Raw genomic sequence first — 18,274 nt, forward strand, 5'->3', positions numbered from 1 at the left:
GTTACGGGCTCCTGTAGGCGCCGAAGGTCGGGGCCTCGCCGGGGGCGTAGGCCTGGCCGGCGATGTCGCGGGTGGCGCCGAGCGGGATGCCGGCGCGGGCCGGGGGCGCCGTCAGGGCGAGTCCGCCGGTCATGGGGTTCGCGGGATCGCGGAAGGCGGGCGTGCCGGTGAGGTCGGGACCCTGGCCGTTGAGCGGCAGGCTCGCCCCGTCGCCGGTGGCCTGCGTGTCCCAGCGGTAGAGCGGGGCGCCGACGGCGCTGCCGAGGAAGTTCGGCCCGATCGCGTTGTTGTTGTCGGTGGTGGTCGCCTCGACCACGATCGCGGCGACGTTCGGCCGCGTCGCGTAGGCGATGTTGTTGAGGACCCGGTTGTTCGACGTGCGGTCGACCTGCTTGGTGTAGTCGGAGGCGAGCACGATCTCGCCGCGGTAGACGTGCTTGCCGCCGGAATCGCGCATGTTGCCGTAAGTCGTGTTGTTCACCACCGTGTTAGAGCCGGCGTCGAACAGGTTGATCCCGGCACCGTCATTGTCGGCCGCGACGTTGAACGCGACGACGTTGCCGTCGCACCACTGGTCGATCTGGATCCCGTTGCCGTCCTGGCCGGTCGTCTCCTTCTGGCCGGTGACAATGTTGTACCGGATGGTGTTGCGGTCGCCCGCGTCCTGGGCGGCGTCCTTCGCGTAGACGTGGATGCCGGAGGTGCCCGACATCCCCACGCCGTTGCCCGAGACGCGGTTGCCCTCCACCACGTAGCCGGAGCCGTTGATCTCCATCCCGTGGATGCCGTTGCCGGTCACGGTGTTGTCGAGGATGTAGCTCGGGTCCTCCCGGGGCGCGTTGATCACGTCGACCGCCACACCGTGGGTCTGGTTGTCGGCGAGGGTGTTGCCGCTGATGCGGTGACCCGCCCCGGCACCGTCACCGATCCAGATCCCCAGGCCGGAGCGTGACACGGTCGAGCCCGCGACCGTGACGTGGCTCGATCCCCGGCGGATGATGAAGCCGGAATTCACCGCGCCCTGCACGGTGAGGCCTGTGACCGTGACGTAGACGGCGTTCTCGAACACCACGGAGTTGGACAGGCGCGGCTGCGTGCCGGGTTCTGCCGCCACCGTCACGGGCGCCGCCGCGGTCCCGCGCGACCCGACGAACACGACGTCGCCGTAGCTGCCGCCGCGGACGAGCACGCTCGAGCCGGGACCGAGCGCGGCGAAGGGCACGTCGGCGAGCCGTGCCACCGTGGTGTAGCCGGGCTTCGTGCCGCCGGCGGGGTCGACCAAGATGTTCTGCTGCACCTGCGCGTCGGCCGGCCCGCAGGCGGCCAGGAGAGGCAGCACCAGCGCCGACAGGGCGCAGCCGAGGACCGTGCGGGGCCGCCTCATGCCGCGAGGGCCCGGGCGATGGCGAGGCGCTTGCGCCGCTGGAACAGACGCCGCCACACGGTCCGGCCGGCCTCCGGGCTGATCCGCGTCAGCGCGCGGGCCGCCATCTGCCAGCCGGGCAGGAGCGCCTGCGGCATCGCGAGGTCGGCGACCCGGTGGCGCGCCGCCGCGCCGAGCGGCGGCGGCCCGACGAGGCCGAGGCGGCCGAGATCGGCCACGAGGTCCGGGCGCTTGCGGTACCACAGCACCAGGGCCGCGCCCTCGCGCTCGGCGATGCGCAGATAGGCCGCCTCGTCGAGGAGATGGTGGTGGTAGCCCAGCGCCTCGGGGGCGTAGAACAGGCGCATGCCGCGCCGGGCCAGCCGCTCGCCCAGCTCGATGTCCTCGTGCCAGAACAGCTTCGGATCGAAGCCCCCGGCTTCCCCCAGGAAGTGCCGGTCGACGCTGACGTTGCAGGTCAGGAACGCGTCCCAGCCGACCTCCTCGCGGCCCGCCAGGGCGTCGTAGGAGGCGTCGTGGTGGAGCGCCGAGAACGGCGAGAAGGGCAGCGCCGGGTCGATGGTCATCCGGCCGAGGATCGCGGTCTCCCGCCCGCCCCGCCGGGTGTGGGCGAGCCGGTGCGCCTCGACGAGGCTCGGCACCGGGATGGTGTCGTCGTTGACGATCAGGAGGCGCTCGCCCCGGGCCGCCGCGATGGCGCGGTTGCGGGCGGCGTTCGCCCCGGCATTCTCCTGGCGCAGGTGCACCACGGGGATCCGGCCCGTGGCGACAGCGCGGCTGACGATTGTCCCGGTGTGATCGGTCGAGCCGTCGTCGCAGACGACGATCTCGAAGGGCGCCTCCGTCTCCTGCCGGTCGAAGGCCCGCAGGCACAGACGCAGCGTGTCGGCGCGGTTGTAGGTCGGGATGATGACCGAGAGCACGGGTCCATCGCTCATGACGAGGCTTCCGGAAGCGGGAGGGGGAGGGGATCGGACGGGTTGCGGCGCAGGCACAGCCACCCCGCGGCGGCGGTCGCGAGGGTCGCGACGGCGGGCACCGTCACGGGGACCAGCGCGGCGGGGCCGGCTGCCCAGGCGAGGGCGGTGAGGAGGGCCGGCGCGGCGAGGGTCGGCACGTCGGCCAGGGCGAGCGGCGGTCCGGCCTCCCGCCAGAAGGCCTGAGCCAGGACGCCGAGCATCGCCGCCTCGGCGAGCAGCGCGGCGAGGCCCGCGCCGAGGAGCGGATCCCAGGGGATCAGCAGCGTGCAGGCGATGAGGTTGGTGACGCAGGCCGCCGCGCTGCCGCGTACCGCGAAACCGGTCCGGCCCAGCGGGACGAGGCCCGCGAACAGGACCGTGGCGGCGATCAGCAGGACGCTCATCCCGGTGGCGACGCGCAGCACCGGGACGGCGCCGCCGAAATCCGGACCGAAGGCGAGGCGTACCAGGGGCTCCGCGAGGGCGCAGGCCGCCACCGCTCCGGCGCAGGACGCGGCGAGGATCGGCACCAAAGCGCCGCGGACCCGCGCGCGCAGGGCGGTCGTGCCGGCGCGCGACCGTCCGTCAACCAGGGGCCCGACGGCGCGCCCGAAGACCGGCACCAGCGGCGCGCACAGGGTGATCGCCACCGCGGCGCCGAACTCGAAGAACCGGAAGCCGGCCGTGAACTGGCCGAGCTCGGCCGCGCCCGCGAAGGCGGCCAGCATCATCAGGCTGATCCGGCCGTTGAGCGAGCCGAGGGCGTTCGAGACGCCCACCCCCGCCGCGGCCCGGATCGTCGCGAGCGCGTGCGGCAGCGAGGCGGGGCGGGCGGGCACGAGGTGCAGCGCCAGCGCCAGCCCGACCGCGCCGTACGCGATGCCGGCGGCCACCGCCACGAGGCTGAGCGCCGCCTCCGGAAGCTGAAGCCAGAGCGCGAGTGCCGTCCCGCCGATCAGCAGGGCGGCGTTGGCGAGCGACGGCCAGACGGACCAGCCCGGCCGCCCGCAGACCTGGAACAGGGCGTCGAGGAAGCGGGCGGCCGCGAGCGGCATCAGCAGGGCGGCGAGCGCGAGGGCGGGCCGGATCGAATCCGGCAGCATCGGCAGGACGCCGAGGAGCGCGGCACCCGTCCCGAGGCCGAGAACGAGGCGCGCCGACAGCATCCGGCCGAACTCGGCCGCCCGCATCTCCGGTCTGACCGCGCCGAGCCGCGCCCCGAATGTCAGCGTGGTGCCGAAATCCGCCGCGATCAGCGCCACCGCGAGGATCGCCAGGGCGAGGCCGTAGCGGCCCAGCGCCGCCGGGCCGGCGAAATGGCCGACCATCACGAAGGCCGCGAAGCCGGCCGCGAGGTAGACGCCGCGCCCCGCCGCCTGCCCGAGCAGGTTCGCGCCGTAGCGCAGCCCGCCGGCGCGCCTCCGTCCCGACAATCGGTTTACCAAGCGGAGCATCTCTCGGTGAAGCCTGACTGAAAACTGCGACCTACGATTGCATCGTGGCAGGCTGCGTATGGCTTGCAACCGCAAGCTCAATTTATGGTTGCAGAGTTGTCGCGTTGGGAAAAACCGGAGGACTGCGTATGTCCGAGACAGCCGCTGGACCGGATCTGCGTCTCTCGCGCGGAGCGGACGCGGAGGCGGGGCGTCTCCGGTGGGTCGAGGTGCGGGCTGCCCTGTCCGCCGACCGCGATCACTGGCGCCGCCGCGGCGGCGGGCCGGCCCGCCTGCGCCGGGGCTACCACGCGGTCTGGCTCTACCGCCTGTCCCGCTACGCCCACGAGCGCGGCTGGCGGATGGCGGCGTGGCTGCTGTGGCTGGTGAACGGCTGGTGGACGGGCGCCGACATCCCGCCCTCCAGCCGCATCGCCGGCGGCCTGTTCCTGCCGCAGCCCTACGGAACCGTGATCGCCGGCGCCGTGGGCCGCGACGCCGCCTTCGGGATCCAGGCCTCCATCGGCGGCCTGCTGAAGGAGCCGGATCAGGACATCGGCGGCGGTCCCGGCCTCCCTGTGCTGGGCGACGACGTGGTCCTGGAGGCCGGCGCCATCGTGCTCGGGGCCGTGTCGATCGGCGACCGGGCCCGGATCGGTCCGCGGACCACTATCCTCAAGCCCGTCCAGGCCGACGAGGAGGTCATGCCGCAGCCCTGGCGGCCGCTTCCCGGCCGGGGAGTCGCGGCGTGAGCGGTCCGATGACGGATCACCTCACCCTGTCGGGGCTGCGGCGCCTCCTGGCGGCCGACTTCGCCCGCGTCCTGCGCCAGACCACGGGCGGGAAGCCGACCTCGCGGCTCCGGCGCCTGATGCACCTCACGCTGCCGGCCATGCAGGTGGCGATCCTCCACCGGACCGCGCACCTGCTGCACGGCCGGGGCTGGCGCCGCTGCGCCGCCCTGGTGGCGGACCTGTCCCTGCGGCTCACAGGCGCCAGCCTGCATCCGGGCTCGCGCCTCGGGCCCGGCCTGTTCGTGCCGCACCCGGCGCGGGTCGCGTTCTGCGGCACCGGGGGCGCCGACCTGACGCTCCTGCCCGGCACACTGGTCGGGCCGCGGGACTGGATCCTGCCGAGCCAGCCGTTCCCCGCCGACGGCCCCCGCCTGGGCGACGGCGCCGTGGTCGGCGCGCACGCCGCGGTGCAGGGAGCAGTGACCATCGGCGCGGGCGCGACGGTCGGGATCGGGGTCTGCAGCCTCCGGGACGTCCCGGCCGGCACCGTCACGATGGTGGTCCAGCGGCAGCTCCGCAGCGGCGGGCGCGGCTCGGAGGTGGGCCATGGGCGCTAGGACCGGCCGCGCCCGGCCCGCGCCCGTGTCACGCGCGACCGTGCTCCCGGCGCACCGTCCGCTGCGCGCCCCGGCCCTCCCGCTCCGGGGCGAGCTGGCGGCGCAGGACGCGCTCGTAGGCGTCGAAGATGCCGCGCCACGTGAACGCCTCGGCGTGGCGGCGTCGGGACGCCTCGCCCATGACCTCCAGGCGGCGCGGCCCGGCCCGCACGAGGCCGAGAATACCCCGCCGCAGCTCCGTCTCGTCGCCGAAATACAGCGCCTGCGGCCCCGCCACCCAGCGGTTGAACGGGTTGTCGTGGGCGAGGATCGGCGAGCCCGCCCCCAGCGCCTCGACCAGCGAGGGGTTGGTCCCGCCCACCGTGTGGCCGTGGATGTGGAAGCGGGCGTGGAAGCGGAGCGCGGCCACGCGCTCGGCCTCGTAGATCGCGCCGGCGAAGATCACGTCCGGGCCGCCCGCCGCGCGGACGGCGCGGTGATACGGATCGGACTCCGCGAGCTTGCCCAGCACGAGCAGCGGCAGCCCCGGCCGGACCTCGCTCCAGGCCCGCACGATCTGGAGCACGAGGTTCTCGGGCACCACCCGGGCGATCAGCAGGCCGTAATCGCGCGGGCGCAGCCCGAACTTCGCAAGCGGGTCGGTCGAGGCCTCAAGCACCGGGTCGGCGCCGTACGCGATGGTGGAGATCCGTGCGGCGGAGGTCCTGCGGGCGAGGTGCTTGGCGATCTCCGGGTGGTCCGCCACGAGGTGGGTCGAGAACAGGCTGCCGAGGCGCTCGTTCAGCCAGAACCAGGCCTTGGCGGGCTTCGACCAGCGGTCCCGCTTCCACTCGATGCCGTCCATGTTCATGACGCTGCGCTTGGCCGTCAGCCGGTAGAGCAGCGAGAACGCCGCGGTGTTGTAGCCGAGCACGAGGGGCAGGGCGGGCCTGAAAGCCGCCCGCAGGGTGCATTTCAGGTCGAACACGATCGTCGAGACGGCGCCGTCGCCGCGGACCGCGACCGGGATGAGTGTGATCCCGCGCCAGACCGTCAGCGGCGCCGGCTCGCGCACCTGACAGTAGACCTCGACCCGCCAGCCCCGCGCCACGAGCTCCAGCGCGAGGCGCTCCGCCAAAGTCTCGAACCCCCCGTGCGCCGCCGGCACCCCGCGGGTGCCGAGGATCGCCACCGCCGGGCGCCCGCCCGATCCCCCCGCTTTCACACGCGCCGTGGGCGCGGCACGTTCAGAGGAGCCTGAAGCATGGTCACGGTCGAACAGCGTCTGTTCCGGGAGATGGGAGCCGGGGGCTATTCCCGGCACGACCACCGGATGGAGTACATCGTGCGCGTCAACGCGCTGCTCCGGCCGGACATGCGGGTGATGGAGTTCGGCGCGGGGCGCGGCAAGTGGAGCGATGACCCGGTCCCATTGCGGCGGCACCTCGGCGACTTCCGGGGACGCTGCGCCCAGGTCGTCGCCTGCGACGTCGACGAGGCGGTCCTCGGCAACAAGTCGGCCGACGAGGTCCGGCTGATCGGTCACGACGGGGTGCTGCCATTCCCGGACGCGAGCTTCGACCTGATCTCGGCCTTCTCGGTCCTCGAACATATCGAGCATCCCGAGGTCACCGCGGCGGAGCTCGGCCGGGTGCTCGCCCCTGGCGGCTGGCTCTGCGCCTGGACGCCGAACCGCTGGGGCTATGTCGGGATCGGGGCGCGGCTCGTGCCGAAGCGGCTGCACGCCCGGGTGCTGCGCCTCGTCGAGCCGCGGCGGGTCGAGATCGACTCGTTCGTGCCGCTCTACACGATGAACACGGAGGCGGCGCGGAAGCGGCTTTTCCCAACTGACCGGTTCGAGCACTTCACCTACAGTTTCGACGGGCAGCCGTTCTATCATGGCGAGAACATCGTCCTGGGCAAGTTCTGGGAGCTGCTGTTCCGGCTCACGCCGGGCCCGTTCAAGGGCTACCACATGGTGTTCATCCGCAAGCGGCCGTGACGGTTCATAAGATCAGAGACGAAGACTGCGCAGGTGGCCGGCGAACCTGCGCATGTCGTCGGCTTTGCGGGCGAGGTCCGGCTGCCCGCGCAGCCGGGCCGCGAGACCGTAGGCGAGCGCCCGCAGGGTGAAGCCGAGCCGGAGCGGCCCCGAGAAGAAGGCGGGCGACGACAGGGGCCGGCCGGCATTGCGCAGGCTGTAGATGGCGGCCAGCCCATCGAGCCAGCGGGCCGAGCGTGTGCTGCCGGAGCCGCCCTGGAGGTGGGTGACGGCGATGTCCGGGCGGTAGGCGACGCGCCAGCCGGCATCGCGCAGGCGGCAGCCCCAATCCACGTCCTCGCCGTAGAGGAACATCGGGCTCTGCAGGCCGCCGATCGCGGCGATCGCCGAGCGGCGCAGGAGCAGGCAGGCCCCGCAGATCCAGTCCACGTCGAGGGGCCGCGCGCCCTTGGCCTGGCGACTGGCGAGGTAGAGGCCGCGCAGCCCGAAGCGGCCCGACAGGCCGGCGGCGTGGACCAGGATCGAGAGCGGGCGCGGTTCGTAGCCGGCGTCACCGACCTGGTGCGTCCCGTCCGGGAAGGTCAGGCGCGGACCGACCGCCCCGACCTCCGGATGCGCGTCGAGATGGTCCAGCAAGCCCGAGAGCGCGCCCGGGTCGCGCAGGAACGCGTCGGGGTTGAGGAGCAGGATCGCCGCGCCGCGCGCGTGCTTCAGCGCGACGGCATTGCCGCCCGCGAAGCCGTGATTGGTCCGCTCGGCGATCACCTGGACCCAGGGAAAGACCCTCGCGACCCGCTCCGGTGTCCCGTCGGTCGACGCGTTGTCGACGAGGATCACCTCGTAGGGGCGGTCGATGCGGCTCTCCGCCAGCCGTTCCAGGCAGGTCTCGATGTCCTGGCCGGCATTGTACGTGACGATCAGGACGCTGAGGCTGACGGCGCTCACGAACGGTCTCCATACGCTGCCAGGGCTGGTCGCCCCCCGGGCGACGCCGGGCGCGAAGGGTTGCGCGGCGCCGGGTTCCGCTCCGGTCGAGCGCGCGCCGCGCCGATCATGCCGGTGGACGCGACCGCCCGGGACGCTTCGACAGCCCTGCGCCGCTGCGCCGCCCGCACCCCGGCGATCAGCCCGAGGCCGGTGTAGAGCAACTCGGCGATGCCGAGATTCAGGCGGAAGCCCGGATCGACCAGCCCGTGCAGCAGGTGCGCGATCAGGCCGACCGCGCAGGCGGCCGCGATCGCCGCGAGCGGATCGCCCACCGGCGCGCGGCGGGCGGCGCGGAAGCCCCGGACGATGCCGGTGCCGAAGACCAGCACGAAGGCCGCGTAGCCGACGATCCCGACCTCGGTGAGGATCAGGATGTGCAGGTTGTGCACCACGTGGTTCGACCGGTCGAACAATCCGGCGAGACGGGACAGGCCGGTCCTATCGAGGACCGCGAACTGGTTGCCGAAGTTGTTGAGTCCGACGCCGAAGATCGGGAACTGCTCGAACAGCGCCAGGGCCGCCGCGTTCAGCGGGCCGCGCTGGGCGGCCGAGCCGCCGTCGTCGGCGGTGAGCCGCTCCCAGATCAGCGGGCCGGCGTAGAGCGCCGCGACGGCGCCGACGATCGCCAGCAGGCCGAAGACGATCAGGCTCGTCCGGGAGAACAGGCGGTCGCGGTAGACCAGCAGGATCAGGAGGGCGGCCGAGACCGGGAAGGTCAGCCAGGACGCGCGCGACAGGGTCAGGACCACGCCGACCAGGGCCGAGGCGGCGCCCGCGGCGCCCGCGAGGCGCAGGAGGAGCGGCCCGCGCGACAGCGCCAGCGCCAGGGCGAGCGGCCAGACGAACTCGTAGTAGTAGCCGAGGATATTCGGGTGAACCTTCAGTCCGCCGGCGCGGCGCTGGGCCGAGAAGTTGATGTTCTCCTCGACGATCTGTTCCTCGCCGAGCACCGAGAGGCCCAGTTCCGAGCCCGAGATGTATTGCAGGCCCGCCACCGCGGTCTGGACGAGGCAGAGGGCGCAGATCGCCAGCGCGAGGGTCCGGATGTCGGACTCGGACAGGTTCGAGACCGCGACCGAGACCAGGAGCAGGCCGGCGAAGCGCCACGTGTCGAACCAGAGATAGGCCGTGTCGGTGGCGTTGGAGAGCGAGAGCAGCCCCGCGACCAGGAAGCAGAACTGCGTCAGGACGAGGGGCCGGTCGAGGCGCAGGCCCGGAGAAGCCTCCCCGAGGCCCGTGAGCTTCGCGACGATCAGCGCCGCGGCCACCAGCAGGGCGACGCTCACCGTCAGGCCGGCCCCGCCGCCGATGCTCGGCAGGTACTGACCGACGGCCTCGAAATGCTGGAGGAAGCTGACGTCGAGCTTGACCGTCAGCCCGACCGCGAGGGCCACGAGCAGGAGCGGTGTGAGGCGATAGAGGCGCCCGACGATCAGGGCGCCGACCCCGCCGAAGGCCGCCGCGAGGCCGACGACGGCGAATTTCAGCGGCGCCGCGCTCAGGGCGATCGCGCCGGCCGCCGCCGCGAAGCCGATCCCGGCCAGCGGCAGGACCCGCAGCGCGCGGACGGGGGCCGCGCTCACCCGAGCCATCGGTAGAGCCATTTCGGGATCGGTCGCCGGGTGCGGTTGAGGACGACGCCGAGCGGCGCACCGCCGGCAGCCTTGAGGTCGGCCAGGGCGCGCTGTGCCACCGCCCGGCGGGTGCGCTCGGCGCCGATCACCACGATGAAGCCGTCCACGAAGGGCGAGAGCGCGGCGGCGTCGCCGATCTCGGTGATCGGCTCGCAATCCACGATGGCGAGGTCGAAGCGGTCGTCGATCAGCGCGAGGAAATCCTCGACGCGGCCGTCGTCGAGGGTCGCCTCGCGGATGGCCGACGCGCTGCCCGCCGGCACGACGCTCAGGTTCTCGGCAACCGCGTGGACGCCGCGGCTCGGCGCCACCGCGCCGGCGACGATGTCGGCGAAGCCCGGCCGGCCGGTCAGGCCGTAGGCCTCCGCCAGCGACGGGCGCGACCAGTTCGCCTCGATCAGCACCGCGCTGCGGCCCCGCCGGGCGTAGGCGCCGGCGAGTTCGCGGGCGAGGGTGCTCACGCCCTCGCCGGGCTGGACCGCGGTGACGCCGACCCGGCGGACGCGCGCCTCGTGCCGGGTGAGCTGGACGAGTGCCGGTTCGAGGATCGCCGGATCGATGCGGGGTGCGGCTGCGGCGGCGATCATCCGGCGGCTCCTGTCTGCAGCGGCACCGCGGCCAGCACGGGCACCCGCAGCGAGCGGGCGACCTCGGACGCGCTGCGATAGGTCTGGGCCAGGATCTCCGCGAGGGCGACGTAGGCCAGGGCGGCGAGCAGCCCGAGACCGGCCGCGAGGCCGAGGATCAGCGGCCGGTTCGGGCCGGAGGGCAGCCGCGGCGGAACGGCGCGCGCCACCAGGGCCGAGGAGGTGACGGCCTGCGCGTCGAGCCCGGTGCCGGTCTTCAGCGCGTCGATCCGCTTCTGGGTCTCGGTGATCTCGTCGGTGAGCAGGCCCTTCTGCTGGGTCAGCCGGCCGTAGGCCAGCGCCGCGTCGCTCTGGCCGATGGCCGCCCGGCGGCGGGTCTGCTCGATCCCCGTGATGCTCTGGATCTTCTCGGCGAGGACGGCGAGCTTCGCCGTGTCGGCGGCGAGGAGTGCCTGATACTTCTGCCGCGCCAGCGCGGCCAGGTCCCGATCGAGGCTGACGAATTCGGGGGCGGTCGGCCGGAACCGCACCGCCAGTTCGGCGCGCTTCGTCCGCAGGTCCGCCCAGCGCTGGTCGAAGGCCGTGACCGTCGGATCGGCGTCGGGCGGCGTCGGCTGCCAGCGGTCGGGCCCGGCCTCGCGGGTGCGCTTGAGCCGGGTCTCGACCACCTCGCGCTCGATCTGCGCCGCCGATTTCTGCTTGGCGAGGTCGGCCAGGGTGCCGAGATCGTTCTGCTGCTCGATCTCGAAGCTCGCGGTGTTGTTGCCCTTGAGGTAGGTCGCGAGCTGCGCGTCGATGGCGGCGAGGTCGGCCCGGGCGCGGTCCAGCTTGCTCTGGTAGAACGAGGCCGGGGTCTCGTCGGCGTAGACCTCGACGTGGCGACGCTTGTAGGCGTCGAGCAGCCGGTTCAGCGCCTGGGCGGCGAAGTGCGGGTCCGTCCAGGTGAAGCCCGTGAGGATCACGTCCGTCTCCTTCACGAAGACGACCTTGAACGCCGCGAGATAGGCCTCGTAGAGCTTCTCGTCCGGCGTGAGGTGGCGCAGCAGGCCCACCGCCTCGAACGGGATCCGCACCGTGTCGACGATCCAGGTTTTGACCGCCTTGGCCCCGCGCACGGCCTGACGGCCCTGGTAGATCAGCCAGTCGATCCAGTCCGCCGGCGGCGGCCCGAGGTCGCCGGTCGGGGTGATCGCCTTCAGCGCCGCGAACTCGTCGCGCACGATGCTGGGGTCGCGCAGGATCTCGATCTCGTTGTTCACGTTCTGCGCGCGCTCGGAGAACATGTAGTTCTGGTTCGCGCCGCCCTGGAGCGGGGCGCCCGCCTTCTCGCGGCCGAGACGGATGATCAGCTTGGCGTCGGCCGTGTACTCGGCCGGCGTCAGCAGGAGGTAGATCCCGGCGCCGAGGATCGCCGCGACCAGGATCAGCAGCGCGGGCCGGATGTGCCGGAACAGGGCCGCGAGGGCGTCGCGGAGGTCGAAGGCCGGGCCCTCGACCGCGTCGGCGGCGGTCAGGTCGGTCTGCCTCACGTGCCGGACCTCACGGTGGCGGTGGTGGAGGTGCTGGCGGCCGGGCCGGTGATGTAGTTCACGCCGAAGCCCGTCCCGTTGAAGAGCAGGATCTGGCGCACCACGAGGTCCACCGCGCGGGCGGTCTTGGCCAGCAGCGAGGGCGGCACGTAGACCGTGGCGTTGGGCGGCACCACGATCGAATCCGCGAGGCCCGGCTGGCTGATGTCGACGATGCGCACGCTGCCGGCCGCCTCGGCGTCGAAGCGGATGATCCGTACGGCCTCGCCGGCCGCCGTCGGGAGGACGCCGCCGGCCGAGCCCAGGACCTGCGCCAGGGTCCGCGGTCCCTGCAGGGTGACGGGACCCGGGGCGCGGACCTCGCCGAATACCATGGTGTTGGCCGGGACGAGGCTCGCGAGCCGGACGCTGGTCGTCACCGAGGCCAGCTGGTGCTTGTAGGCGGCGTTCAGGCTGCCCATGACCTCGTGCACGGTCCGGCCCGCCGCCTGGACGGGGGGCACCATCGGCAGGTTGATCTTGCCGTCCGGCTCGATCGCCAGAACCTTCACGCGGCCCATGTCGGCCCGCTGGGTGAGGTCGCGGAAATCGTCGGTCACGGTGCGGAACCGGCGCAGCATGACCGTGACGACCGGGTCGATCAGCACGTCGTCGTAGGTACTCTTGATCAGCGCGGCCGCCGCCTCGGGCGACAGCCCCGCGACCTTGATGCCGTTCTTGCCCGGCAGCGAGATCCGGCCGTCCGGTCGGACGATCACCGTACGGTTGTATTCCGGGTGCGTCCGGAAATCGACGTCGAACTCGTCGTTCGGGTTCAGGCGGTAGGTCGGCTGGACGACGCTGGAATCGATCAGGAACGAGACTTCGAGGTTGTCGCCGACGTTCAGCCGGTAGTTCGCCAGCCCGAGGCGCATGGTCCGCCCGACCTCCTCCTGGGCGGCCGCGACCAGTGCCGCGGGGAGGCCCTCGGTGACCGAGCCGGTCTGCGTCACGTCGAGGCCTGAGCGCGACGCGCTCTGCGGGCGGCCCGACATGCAGCCGGCGAGCAGCGGCGCGCAGGCGAGGAGCGCGAGCGCGGTCCCCGCGGCGCCGGATGGTCGGCCGGCACGCAGGTGCGACGCGCCGAGGAACGCAGACAAGGAAAACGCCATCGACCTTCAGCCGCATCCTGCTCGACTGCGCTCGCCCCATCACAACTCGTGATCGAACCGCGCACCGCGATACAATCGCCAAGCTTGGTTAACGAGGCTTGAACCCGGCTCACGGCAACTCTATCAGAAGTTGTAAATGGCAAGCCGTGGCAGAGTGCTGACCCGAGAGCCGCGCGGGATCGGCAAGCCGGGTCCCAGCTCAGGCCGACCTGTCGTGCTGACGGGCGCCGTCGCTCCCTCCGCCGGCGAATGATGCGCGGATTTCGACGCGGCGGTGCGGAGTGCCGGCGAAGTCCGCCCGTCCGCTGCCGACCGAAAGCTGTAAATAGTGGGGTGCTTGCTCGGATTTAGAAACGTGATCTATAGTTCGACGGTATGAAGCCGTACGGATCGAGGTCGATAGTTCGGCGGGCCGCTGTCGCGCGGCAGTATCCGTCACGGGGGAGGCGCGCGACATGTCGGGCGTGAGGCCGGATCTCTTCGCCCGCCTGCACGATGACCTTGAGTCCGGTTTCCGGGAGGACCTCGAGGAGGCGGTGGTCGACCCCGCGCGCTGGCCGGACCTGGCCGAGCGCGTTGTGCGAGCATCCGGCAGCGAGGGCGCCCTGCTGCTGCGCTCAGACCGGACCGGCCTCGAATCGCTCTGCACCGCCTCGCTCGCCGACGCCTCGCGCCGCTACTTCGACGAGGGCTGGCACCGCGACGACCATCGCCTCCGCGGTATCCCGCTCATGCGGACGCGCGGGATCGCGGTCGATCAGGACTTCACCACGCCGGAAGAGATCGCGCGCCTGCCCTTCTACCAGGACCTGCTGGCCTCCCGCGGCCTGCGCTGGTTCGCCGGCATCGGCTTCGCCGTGAAGGGGCGTCTGTGGTGCCTCTCGCTGCAGCGGACCGTGGAGCAGGGGCCGTACGAGCCGCACGAGCAGCGGCGCCTCGCGACCCTGTCGCCCCTCCTGCAGCGCGCGGGCCTGCTGACGTCGATGGTCGAGCGGGCCCGGCTCGCGGGGCTGACGCAGGCCTTCGAGCTGATCGACCGCGCCGCCCTGATCCTCGACGCCGAGGGGCGGGCGCTCCGCTGGAACGACGCGTTCGGCGCCCTCCTGGGGCGTGACCTGAAGCTCGCGGGCGGCCGCCTCACCGCGGAGGATCCGGACGCCGCGCGGCAGCTCGAAGCGCTCGCGCGGCCCTTCGGTCGGCCGCCGATCTCCGCCGTCGTGGCGGCGCGACGCGACGGGCCGCCGATCGTGATCCACGTCGTGCCGCTGGTCGGACCGAGCCGCGGCCTGTTCGCCGGCGCGAGCACGCTGCTCCTCGGGAGCGTTCCCGGGACCCCGGCCGCGCCCGCGACCGCGATCCTCCAGGCGGCCTACCGGCTGACGCCGGCCGAGGCGCGGCTCGCCCAGGCGCTGTCGAGCGGAACCTCCCTCGCGGAGGCCGCGTCGCGCTTCGCGATCACCGCGGCGACCGCGCGCTCGCAGCTGAAGGCGATCTTCGCCAAGACCGGAGCGAGCCGCCAGTCGGACCTCGTGCGGCTCGTGGCCGGGCTCGCGCGCTGACGGGTCACGGTCCCGAGAGGCGCGCGGAGCTGTCGGGTCGGCGCGGGAACGGCTCGGGCCACCCGCCCGTTGCAGCACCAACGACAGGAGAAGTCTCGATGACGAATCGGATCGCACTCGTTTCCGCCCTGGCCGTCGCGGGCCTGCTGGCCGGCGCGCCCGCCCAGGCGAAGGGCTGCCTCAAGGGCGCCGTGGTCGGCGGTGTCGCCGGGCACATGGCCGGACACGGCAAGATGGGCGCGGCCGCGGGCTGCGCGATCGGTCACCACAACGCCAACAAGAAGGCCAAGCAGGGCTGACCGATCCGACGCCGTCCGCGTCGACGGCGATCGGATCGACCCGCTCCGGCGATGACCGGATCACCGCCGCTTCTCCGAAGCCGGATTCCCGACGGGAATCCGGCTTCGCTGCATTCTGAGCCGTGCCGGGTCGCACGTGTCCGGGCCGCCATCGCGGCATGCCCGATGTCGTCGCCCTGAGGGCGGGAGCGCCGGCGCAGGAGGCAGCGGCCCGGATCACCTCCCGTCATCGACCTCGGATCGCTCACCCCCTCCATCCGTCGCACCGCTCCGCGCGTGAGCCGCCGGCCGAGCAAGCTCCGCACAGGCCTGCCGTTGACCTCACTTTCGAGCTATTCTAATTAAGAACTGTGGAGGGCGCACCGCCGACGCGGTCCCACCACCCGAAACATCCGATGGAGAGACCCGATGGCCGGTTCCGCGAACGCCGCCTGCGAAAGCTGCCGCTTCTTCGACGATCACAAGCTCAACGGCGCCCAGGCGAAGGGTGACGAGGGCCTCTGCCGCTTCAATCCTCCGGTCAGCCAGCCGGCCCCCGAGTCGAAGGGCCTCTGGCCGGTCGTCGCCTCGAAGGACTGGTGCGGCCACTTCACGGCCGAGATGTCCGCCGCCGAGTAAGACGTCGACCGCTCCAGTCGCGCGGGATCTGCGCCGCGGCGCCGGTCCCGCCGCGGCCGCGAGACCGCCCGCAGGACCGCGCCCCGCCGGGCCCCCGCGGGGCGCATTGCCGGAGCCAGGCGGCTTCGCTTAACCTGCGGCCGTGACAGACGTGATACGCCCGGCCACGCAGGCCGACCTCCCCGCCATCGCGACGATCTACGGTGACGCCGTCACCACCAGCACGGCCAGCTTCGAGACGGAGCCGCCGACGCTGGCGGAGATGACCCGCCGCTTCGAGGTGCTGCGCGCGGGCGGCTTTCCCTATCTCGTGGCCGACCGGGACGGCACGGTCGCCGGCTACGCCTATGCCGGGCCCTATCACCAGCGCGCCGCCTACCGCTCGACCCTCGAGGATTCGATCTACGTCGCCCGGACGGCCCGAGGCGGCGGAGTCGGCCGGCGCCTGCTCACGGCCCTGATCGCGGCGAGCGAGCAGATCGACTGCCGGACCCTGGTCGCCATCATCGCCGACAGCGGCTCTCCCGCCTCGATCGCGCTGCACGCCAGCCTCGGCTTCACGCCCGTCGGAACCCTCGCGGGTGTCGGCCACAAGCACGGGCGCTGGCTCGACGTGACGCTCATGCAGCGTTCCCTCGGACCCGGCCGCAGCCTCCCGCCGACGCGGATCTGACCGTCAATCGCTTGCCAGTCCCAGTATCGCGGGAGCGATTCTGGTCCAAAACCCCGGCTGAGTTGTCATGATGCGGACAACTTCGCGCGGGAGAGGGCGGGCATGACGCGCACGCCGTCCGGTTCTCGGTGCGGTGCGGGCGCGATGACGCGGAGGGAGAGATCTTTCCGCGCGCGGAAGCGGTTTACGCGAGGGCGGGCGGTCAAGGCTCCATCACGACTCGCGAGGGATGGGAGTTCGGGTATGCGGTTTACATCGATCGGTCGCCGGGTTGCGCCGCTCGCGATCCTGGCGCTCTCGGCGCTGGCGGGCACGGCCCAGGCCAAGACGCCGACCGATCCCAGCGGAACCTATCTCACCGAGGACGGCCGCGCGCGCGTGCGCCTCGAGAAGTGCGGGACCGCGGGTGACCGGCTGTGCGGCTACGTGGTGTGGCTGAAGGTTCCGCTGAACGACAAGGGCGAGCCGCGGATCGACTTCAAGAACCCCGATCCGAAGAAGCAGGCTCGGCCGTCCCTCGGGCACCAGCTCATCATGGGCCTGAAGCCGAACGCCGACGCCCATTACGAGGGCAAGATCTACAATTCCGAGGACGGCAAGTCCTACGACGTCACCATCTGGACCGAGACGCCCGGCGAGCTGACGGTGCGCGGCTGCCTGATCGCGTTCCTGTGCAAGTCGCAGACCTGGACCAAGGTGACCGATCTCGCGCCGGGCCAGCTTCCCGGCCCGACCAACGGCGCGAACGGCCCGCGCAGCGATCCCGAGTACGCCACCGCCGCCCCGAAGCCGACCGCCAAGGCCGGCGCGAAGCCGGCTCAGAAGCCCGCCGCCTCCGAGGCGCCCAAGGAGGAGTGAGCGGCGCCAGCCCTCCCGCGGCCGGCCCTCAATCGGCGAGGGCCGCGTAGGTCAGGACGCGCAGTTCGCGCCGGATCGGCAGGGCCGAGGACGGCACGAGCTGCGTCATGAGCACCACCGACAGATCCTCGGCCGGGTCGATCCAGAACGCCGTCGAGGCGAGGCCGCCCCAGGCGACCTCGCCCGGCGTGCCGAGGATCTGGGCCCGGGCGGGGTCGAGCATCACCGAGAAGCCCAGACCGAAACCGATGCCGGTGTAGGAGGTCTCGGCGAAGCGCGGCGTGCCCATCGCGGCGAGATCGCCCGGCAGATGATTCGCCAGCATCAGGTCGACCGTCTTGCGGCCCAGGAGGCGCGCGCCGTCGAGGGTGCCCCGGTCGAGGATCATCCGGCAGAAGCGCTGGTAATCCGCCGCCGTCGAGACGAGGCCGCCGCCGCCCGACGCGATCGCGGGCGGGCGCGCGAAGGCCGTCTCCACCGAATCGTCGAACAGGCGCAGCTGCCGCGCGCGATCGTACGCGTAGGTGGCGCAGAAGCGCGGCATCAGCTCGGGCCGCACGTAGAAATCGGTATCGACCATGCCGAGGGGCCCGATCACCGCCTCGCGGAGGTGGTCGGCGAAGGGGCGGCCGGTGAGCGCCGCCACGTACTGGCCGAGCACGTCGGTGGCGACGCTGTAGTTCCAGGCGCTGCCCGGCTGGGCGAGGAGCGGCAGCTTCGCCACCCGCGCGGTCATCTCGGCGAGCGTGCCCTCGCGCGCCAGGAAGTCGACACCCTGCTCGCGGTACTGCGCGTCGACCAGGGTCGCTTCCATGAAGCCGTAGGTCAGCCCGGCCGTGTGGGTCAGCAGGTCCCGCACGGTGATCGCCCGGCGCGCGGGCTCGGTCTCGAGCTTCGCCCGGTTGCCGCCCACGGCGACGCGCATCTCGGCGAACTCGGGCAGGACCCGCGAGATCGGATCGTCGAGCTGGAACAGGCCCTGCTCGTAGAGCTGCATCACCGCGACCGAGGTCAGCGGCTTGGTCATCGAGTAGATCCGGGTCACCGTGTCGAGGGTGAACGGCGTCGCCCGGGCGAGGTCGGCCTGCCCGCAGGCACGCGCGAAGGCGATGCGGCCGCGCCGCGCCACGGTGACCGACAGGCCGGCCAGCCGACCGTCGCCGACGAGGCGGTCCATCCACGGCACGATCCGGGCGAGCCCGTCCGGGCTGAACCCGGCACCCGTCGGATCGGTCTCGGTCAGCGCGCTCATGCGGTCTCCTCGTGGTGGC

The 18,274-nt window shown here is 72.5% G+C and carries 18 protein-coding genes; 8 read left to right on the forward strand and 10 right to left on the reverse strand.

Annotated features, from left to right (window positions below):
• Position 1 precedes the first annotated feature (1 nt).
• From BKE41_RS29030 to BKE41_RS29040, 3 genes are read right to left on the reverse strand one after another with little or no spacing between them, the layout of a single operon-like run.
• Positions 2-1,384: a right-handed parallel beta-helix repeat-containing protein gene (locus tag BKE41_RS29030; RefSeq protein ID WP_071000575.1), complete on the reverse strand. Its 1,383-nt coding sequence runs from the start codon at positions 1,382-1,384 to the stop codon at positions 2-4.
• A complete protein-coding gene (locus tag BKE41_RS29035) occupies positions 1,381-2,322 on the reverse strand; it encodes a glycosyltransferase (protein ID WP_071000576.1) in 942 nt (313 codons plus the stop codon). The genes BKE41_RS29030 and BKE41_RS29035 overlap by 4 nt, the downstream gene beginning before the upstream one ends.
• A complete protein-coding gene (locus tag BKE41_RS29040) occupies positions 2,319-3,776 on the reverse strand; it encodes a polysaccharide biosynthesis protein (protein WP_245295870.1) in 1,458 nt (485 codons plus the stop codon). The genes BKE41_RS29035 and BKE41_RS29040 overlap by 4 nt, the downstream gene beginning before the upstream one ends.
• A gap of 149 nt (positions 3,777-3,925) precedes the next feature.
• On the opposite strand from BKE41_RS29040, the gene BKE41_RS29045 reads away from it, so the two are divergent.
• The gene (locus tag BKE41_RS29045; protein ID WP_012322365.1) at positions 3,926-4,528 is read left to right on the forward strand and encodes a serine acetyltransferase; all 603 of its coding nucleotides are present in this window, start codon (positions 3,926-3,928) and stop codon (positions 4,526-4,528) included.
• Positions 4,525-5,127 (forward strand): serine acetyltransferase, encoded by a 603-nt coding sequence (locus tag BKE41_RS29050; protein WP_244413156.1) that lies wholly within the window; start codon positions 4,525-4,527, stop codon positions 5,125-5,127. Before BKE41_RS29045 ends, BKE41_RS29050 begins: the two co-directional genes overlap by 4 nt.
• A 28-nt stretch (positions 5,128-5,155) precedes the next feature.
• On the opposite strand, the gene BKE41_RS29055 is transcribed toward BKE41_RS29050, so the two are convergent.
• Entirely contained in the window at positions 5,156-6,298 is a 1,143-nt protein-coding gene (locus tag BKE41_RS29055; protein ID WP_012322367.1) for a DUF1972 domain-containing protein, read from the reverse strand.
• 72 nt (positions 6,299-6,370) lie between these two features.
• Here BKE41_RS29055 and BKE41_RS29060 point away from each other — a divergent pair, with 72 nt between their 5' ends.
• Positions 6,371-7,108: a class I SAM-dependent methyltransferase gene (locus tag BKE41_RS29060; RefSeq protein ID WP_012322368.1), complete on the forward strand. Its 738-nt coding sequence runs from the start codon at positions 6,371-6,373 to the stop codon at positions 7,106-7,108.
• Between the two features lie 12 nt (positions 7,109-7,120).
• Here BKE41_RS29060 and BKE41_RS29065 read toward each other — a convergent pair whose 3' ends face one another.
• Genes BKE41_RS29065 through BKE41_RS29085 form a run of 5 tightly spaced genes read right to left on the reverse strand, consistent with a single transcriptional unit; the run spans position 7,121 to position 12,984 of the window.
• Entirely contained in the window at positions 7,121-8,053 is a 933-nt protein-coding gene (locus tag BKE41_RS29065; RefSeq protein ID WP_071000578.1) for a glycosyltransferase family 2 protein, read from the reverse strand.
• The gene (locus tag BKE41_RS29070) at positions 8,050-9,687 is read right to left on the reverse strand and encodes an O-antigen ligase family protein (protein ID WP_071000579.1); all 1,638 of its coding nucleotides are present in this window, start codon (positions 9,685-9,687) and stop codon (positions 8,050-8,052) included. The genes BKE41_RS29065 and BKE41_RS29070 overlap by 4 nt, the downstream gene beginning before the upstream one ends.
• Positions 9,675-10,316 (reverse strand): CpsD/CapB family tyrosine-protein kinase, encoded by a 642-nt coding sequence (locus BKE41_RS29075; protein ID WP_029358045.1) that lies wholly within the window; start codon positions 10,314-10,316, stop codon positions 9,675-9,677. The genes BKE41_RS29070 and BKE41_RS29075 overlap by 13 nt, the downstream gene beginning before the upstream one ends.
• Complete coding sequence (locus BKE41_RS29080; protein WP_012322372.1) at positions 10,313-11,845, reverse strand: Wzz/FepE/Etk N-terminal domain-containing protein; 1,533 nt, start codon at positions 11,843-11,845, stop codon at positions 10,313-10,315. The genes BKE41_RS29075 and BKE41_RS29080 overlap by 4 nt, the downstream gene beginning before the upstream one ends.
• Positions 11,842-12,984: a polysaccharide biosynthesis/export family protein gene (locus BKE41_RS29085; protein ID WP_234741142.1), complete on the reverse strand. Its 1,143-nt coding sequence runs from the start codon at positions 12,982-12,984 to the stop codon at positions 11,842-11,844. Before BKE41_RS29085 ends, BKE41_RS29080 begins: the two co-directional genes overlap by 4 nt.
• 467 nt (positions 12,985-13,451) lie before the next feature.
• Here BKE41_RS29085 and BKE41_RS29090 point away from each other — a divergent pair, with 467 nt between their 5' ends.
• From BKE41_RS29090 to BKE41_RS29110, 5 genes are all read left to right on the forward strand, one after another.
• A complete protein-coding gene (locus tag BKE41_RS29090) occupies positions 13,452-14,555 on the forward strand; it encodes a PAS domain-containing protein (RefSeq protein ID WP_012322374.1) in 1,104 nt (367 codons plus the stop codon).
• Positions 14,556-14,653: 98 nt separating this feature from the next.
• Complete coding sequence (locus BKE41_RS29095) at positions 14,654-14,854, forward strand: hypothetical protein (protein WP_012322375.1); 201 nt, start codon at positions 14,654-14,656, stop codon at positions 14,852-14,854.
• A gap of 408 nt (positions 14,855-15,262) precedes the next feature.
• On the forward strand, positions 15,263-15,472 hold the full coding sequence (locus BKE41_RS29100) for a hypothetical protein (RefSeq protein WP_012322376.1): 210 nt from the start codon (positions 15,263-15,265) through the stop codon (positions 15,470-15,472).
• A 142-nt stretch (positions 15,473-15,614) separates the two neighbouring features.
• Complete coding sequence (locus tag BKE41_RS29105) at positions 15,615-16,145, forward strand: GNAT family N-acetyltransferase (protein ID WP_012322377.1); 531 nt, start codon at positions 15,615-15,617, stop codon at positions 16,143-16,145.
• 243 nt (positions 16,146-16,388) lie between these two features.
• Entirely contained in the window at positions 16,389-17,003 is a 615-nt protein-coding gene (locus BKE41_RS29110; protein WP_012322378.1) for a DUF2147 domain-containing protein, read from the forward strand.
• A 28-nt stretch (positions 17,004-17,031) separates the two neighbouring features.
• Here BKE41_RS29110 and BKE41_RS29115 read toward each other — a convergent pair whose 3' ends face one another.
• Positions 17,032-18,255 carry a serine hydrolase domain-containing protein gene (locus BKE41_RS29115; protein ID WP_071000581.1) on the reverse strand — a complete coding sequence of 408 codons (1,224 nt, stop codon included), beginning with the start codon at positions 18,253-18,255 and terminating at the stop codon, positions 17,032-17,034.
• Positions 18,256-18,274: the final 19 nt, after the last annotated feature.

The organism is Methylobacterium sp. C1 (assembly GCF_001854385.1).
GTDB lineage: Bacteria > Pseudomonadota > Alphaproteobacteria > Rhizobiales > Beijerinckiaceae > Methylobacterium > Methylobacterium radiotolerans.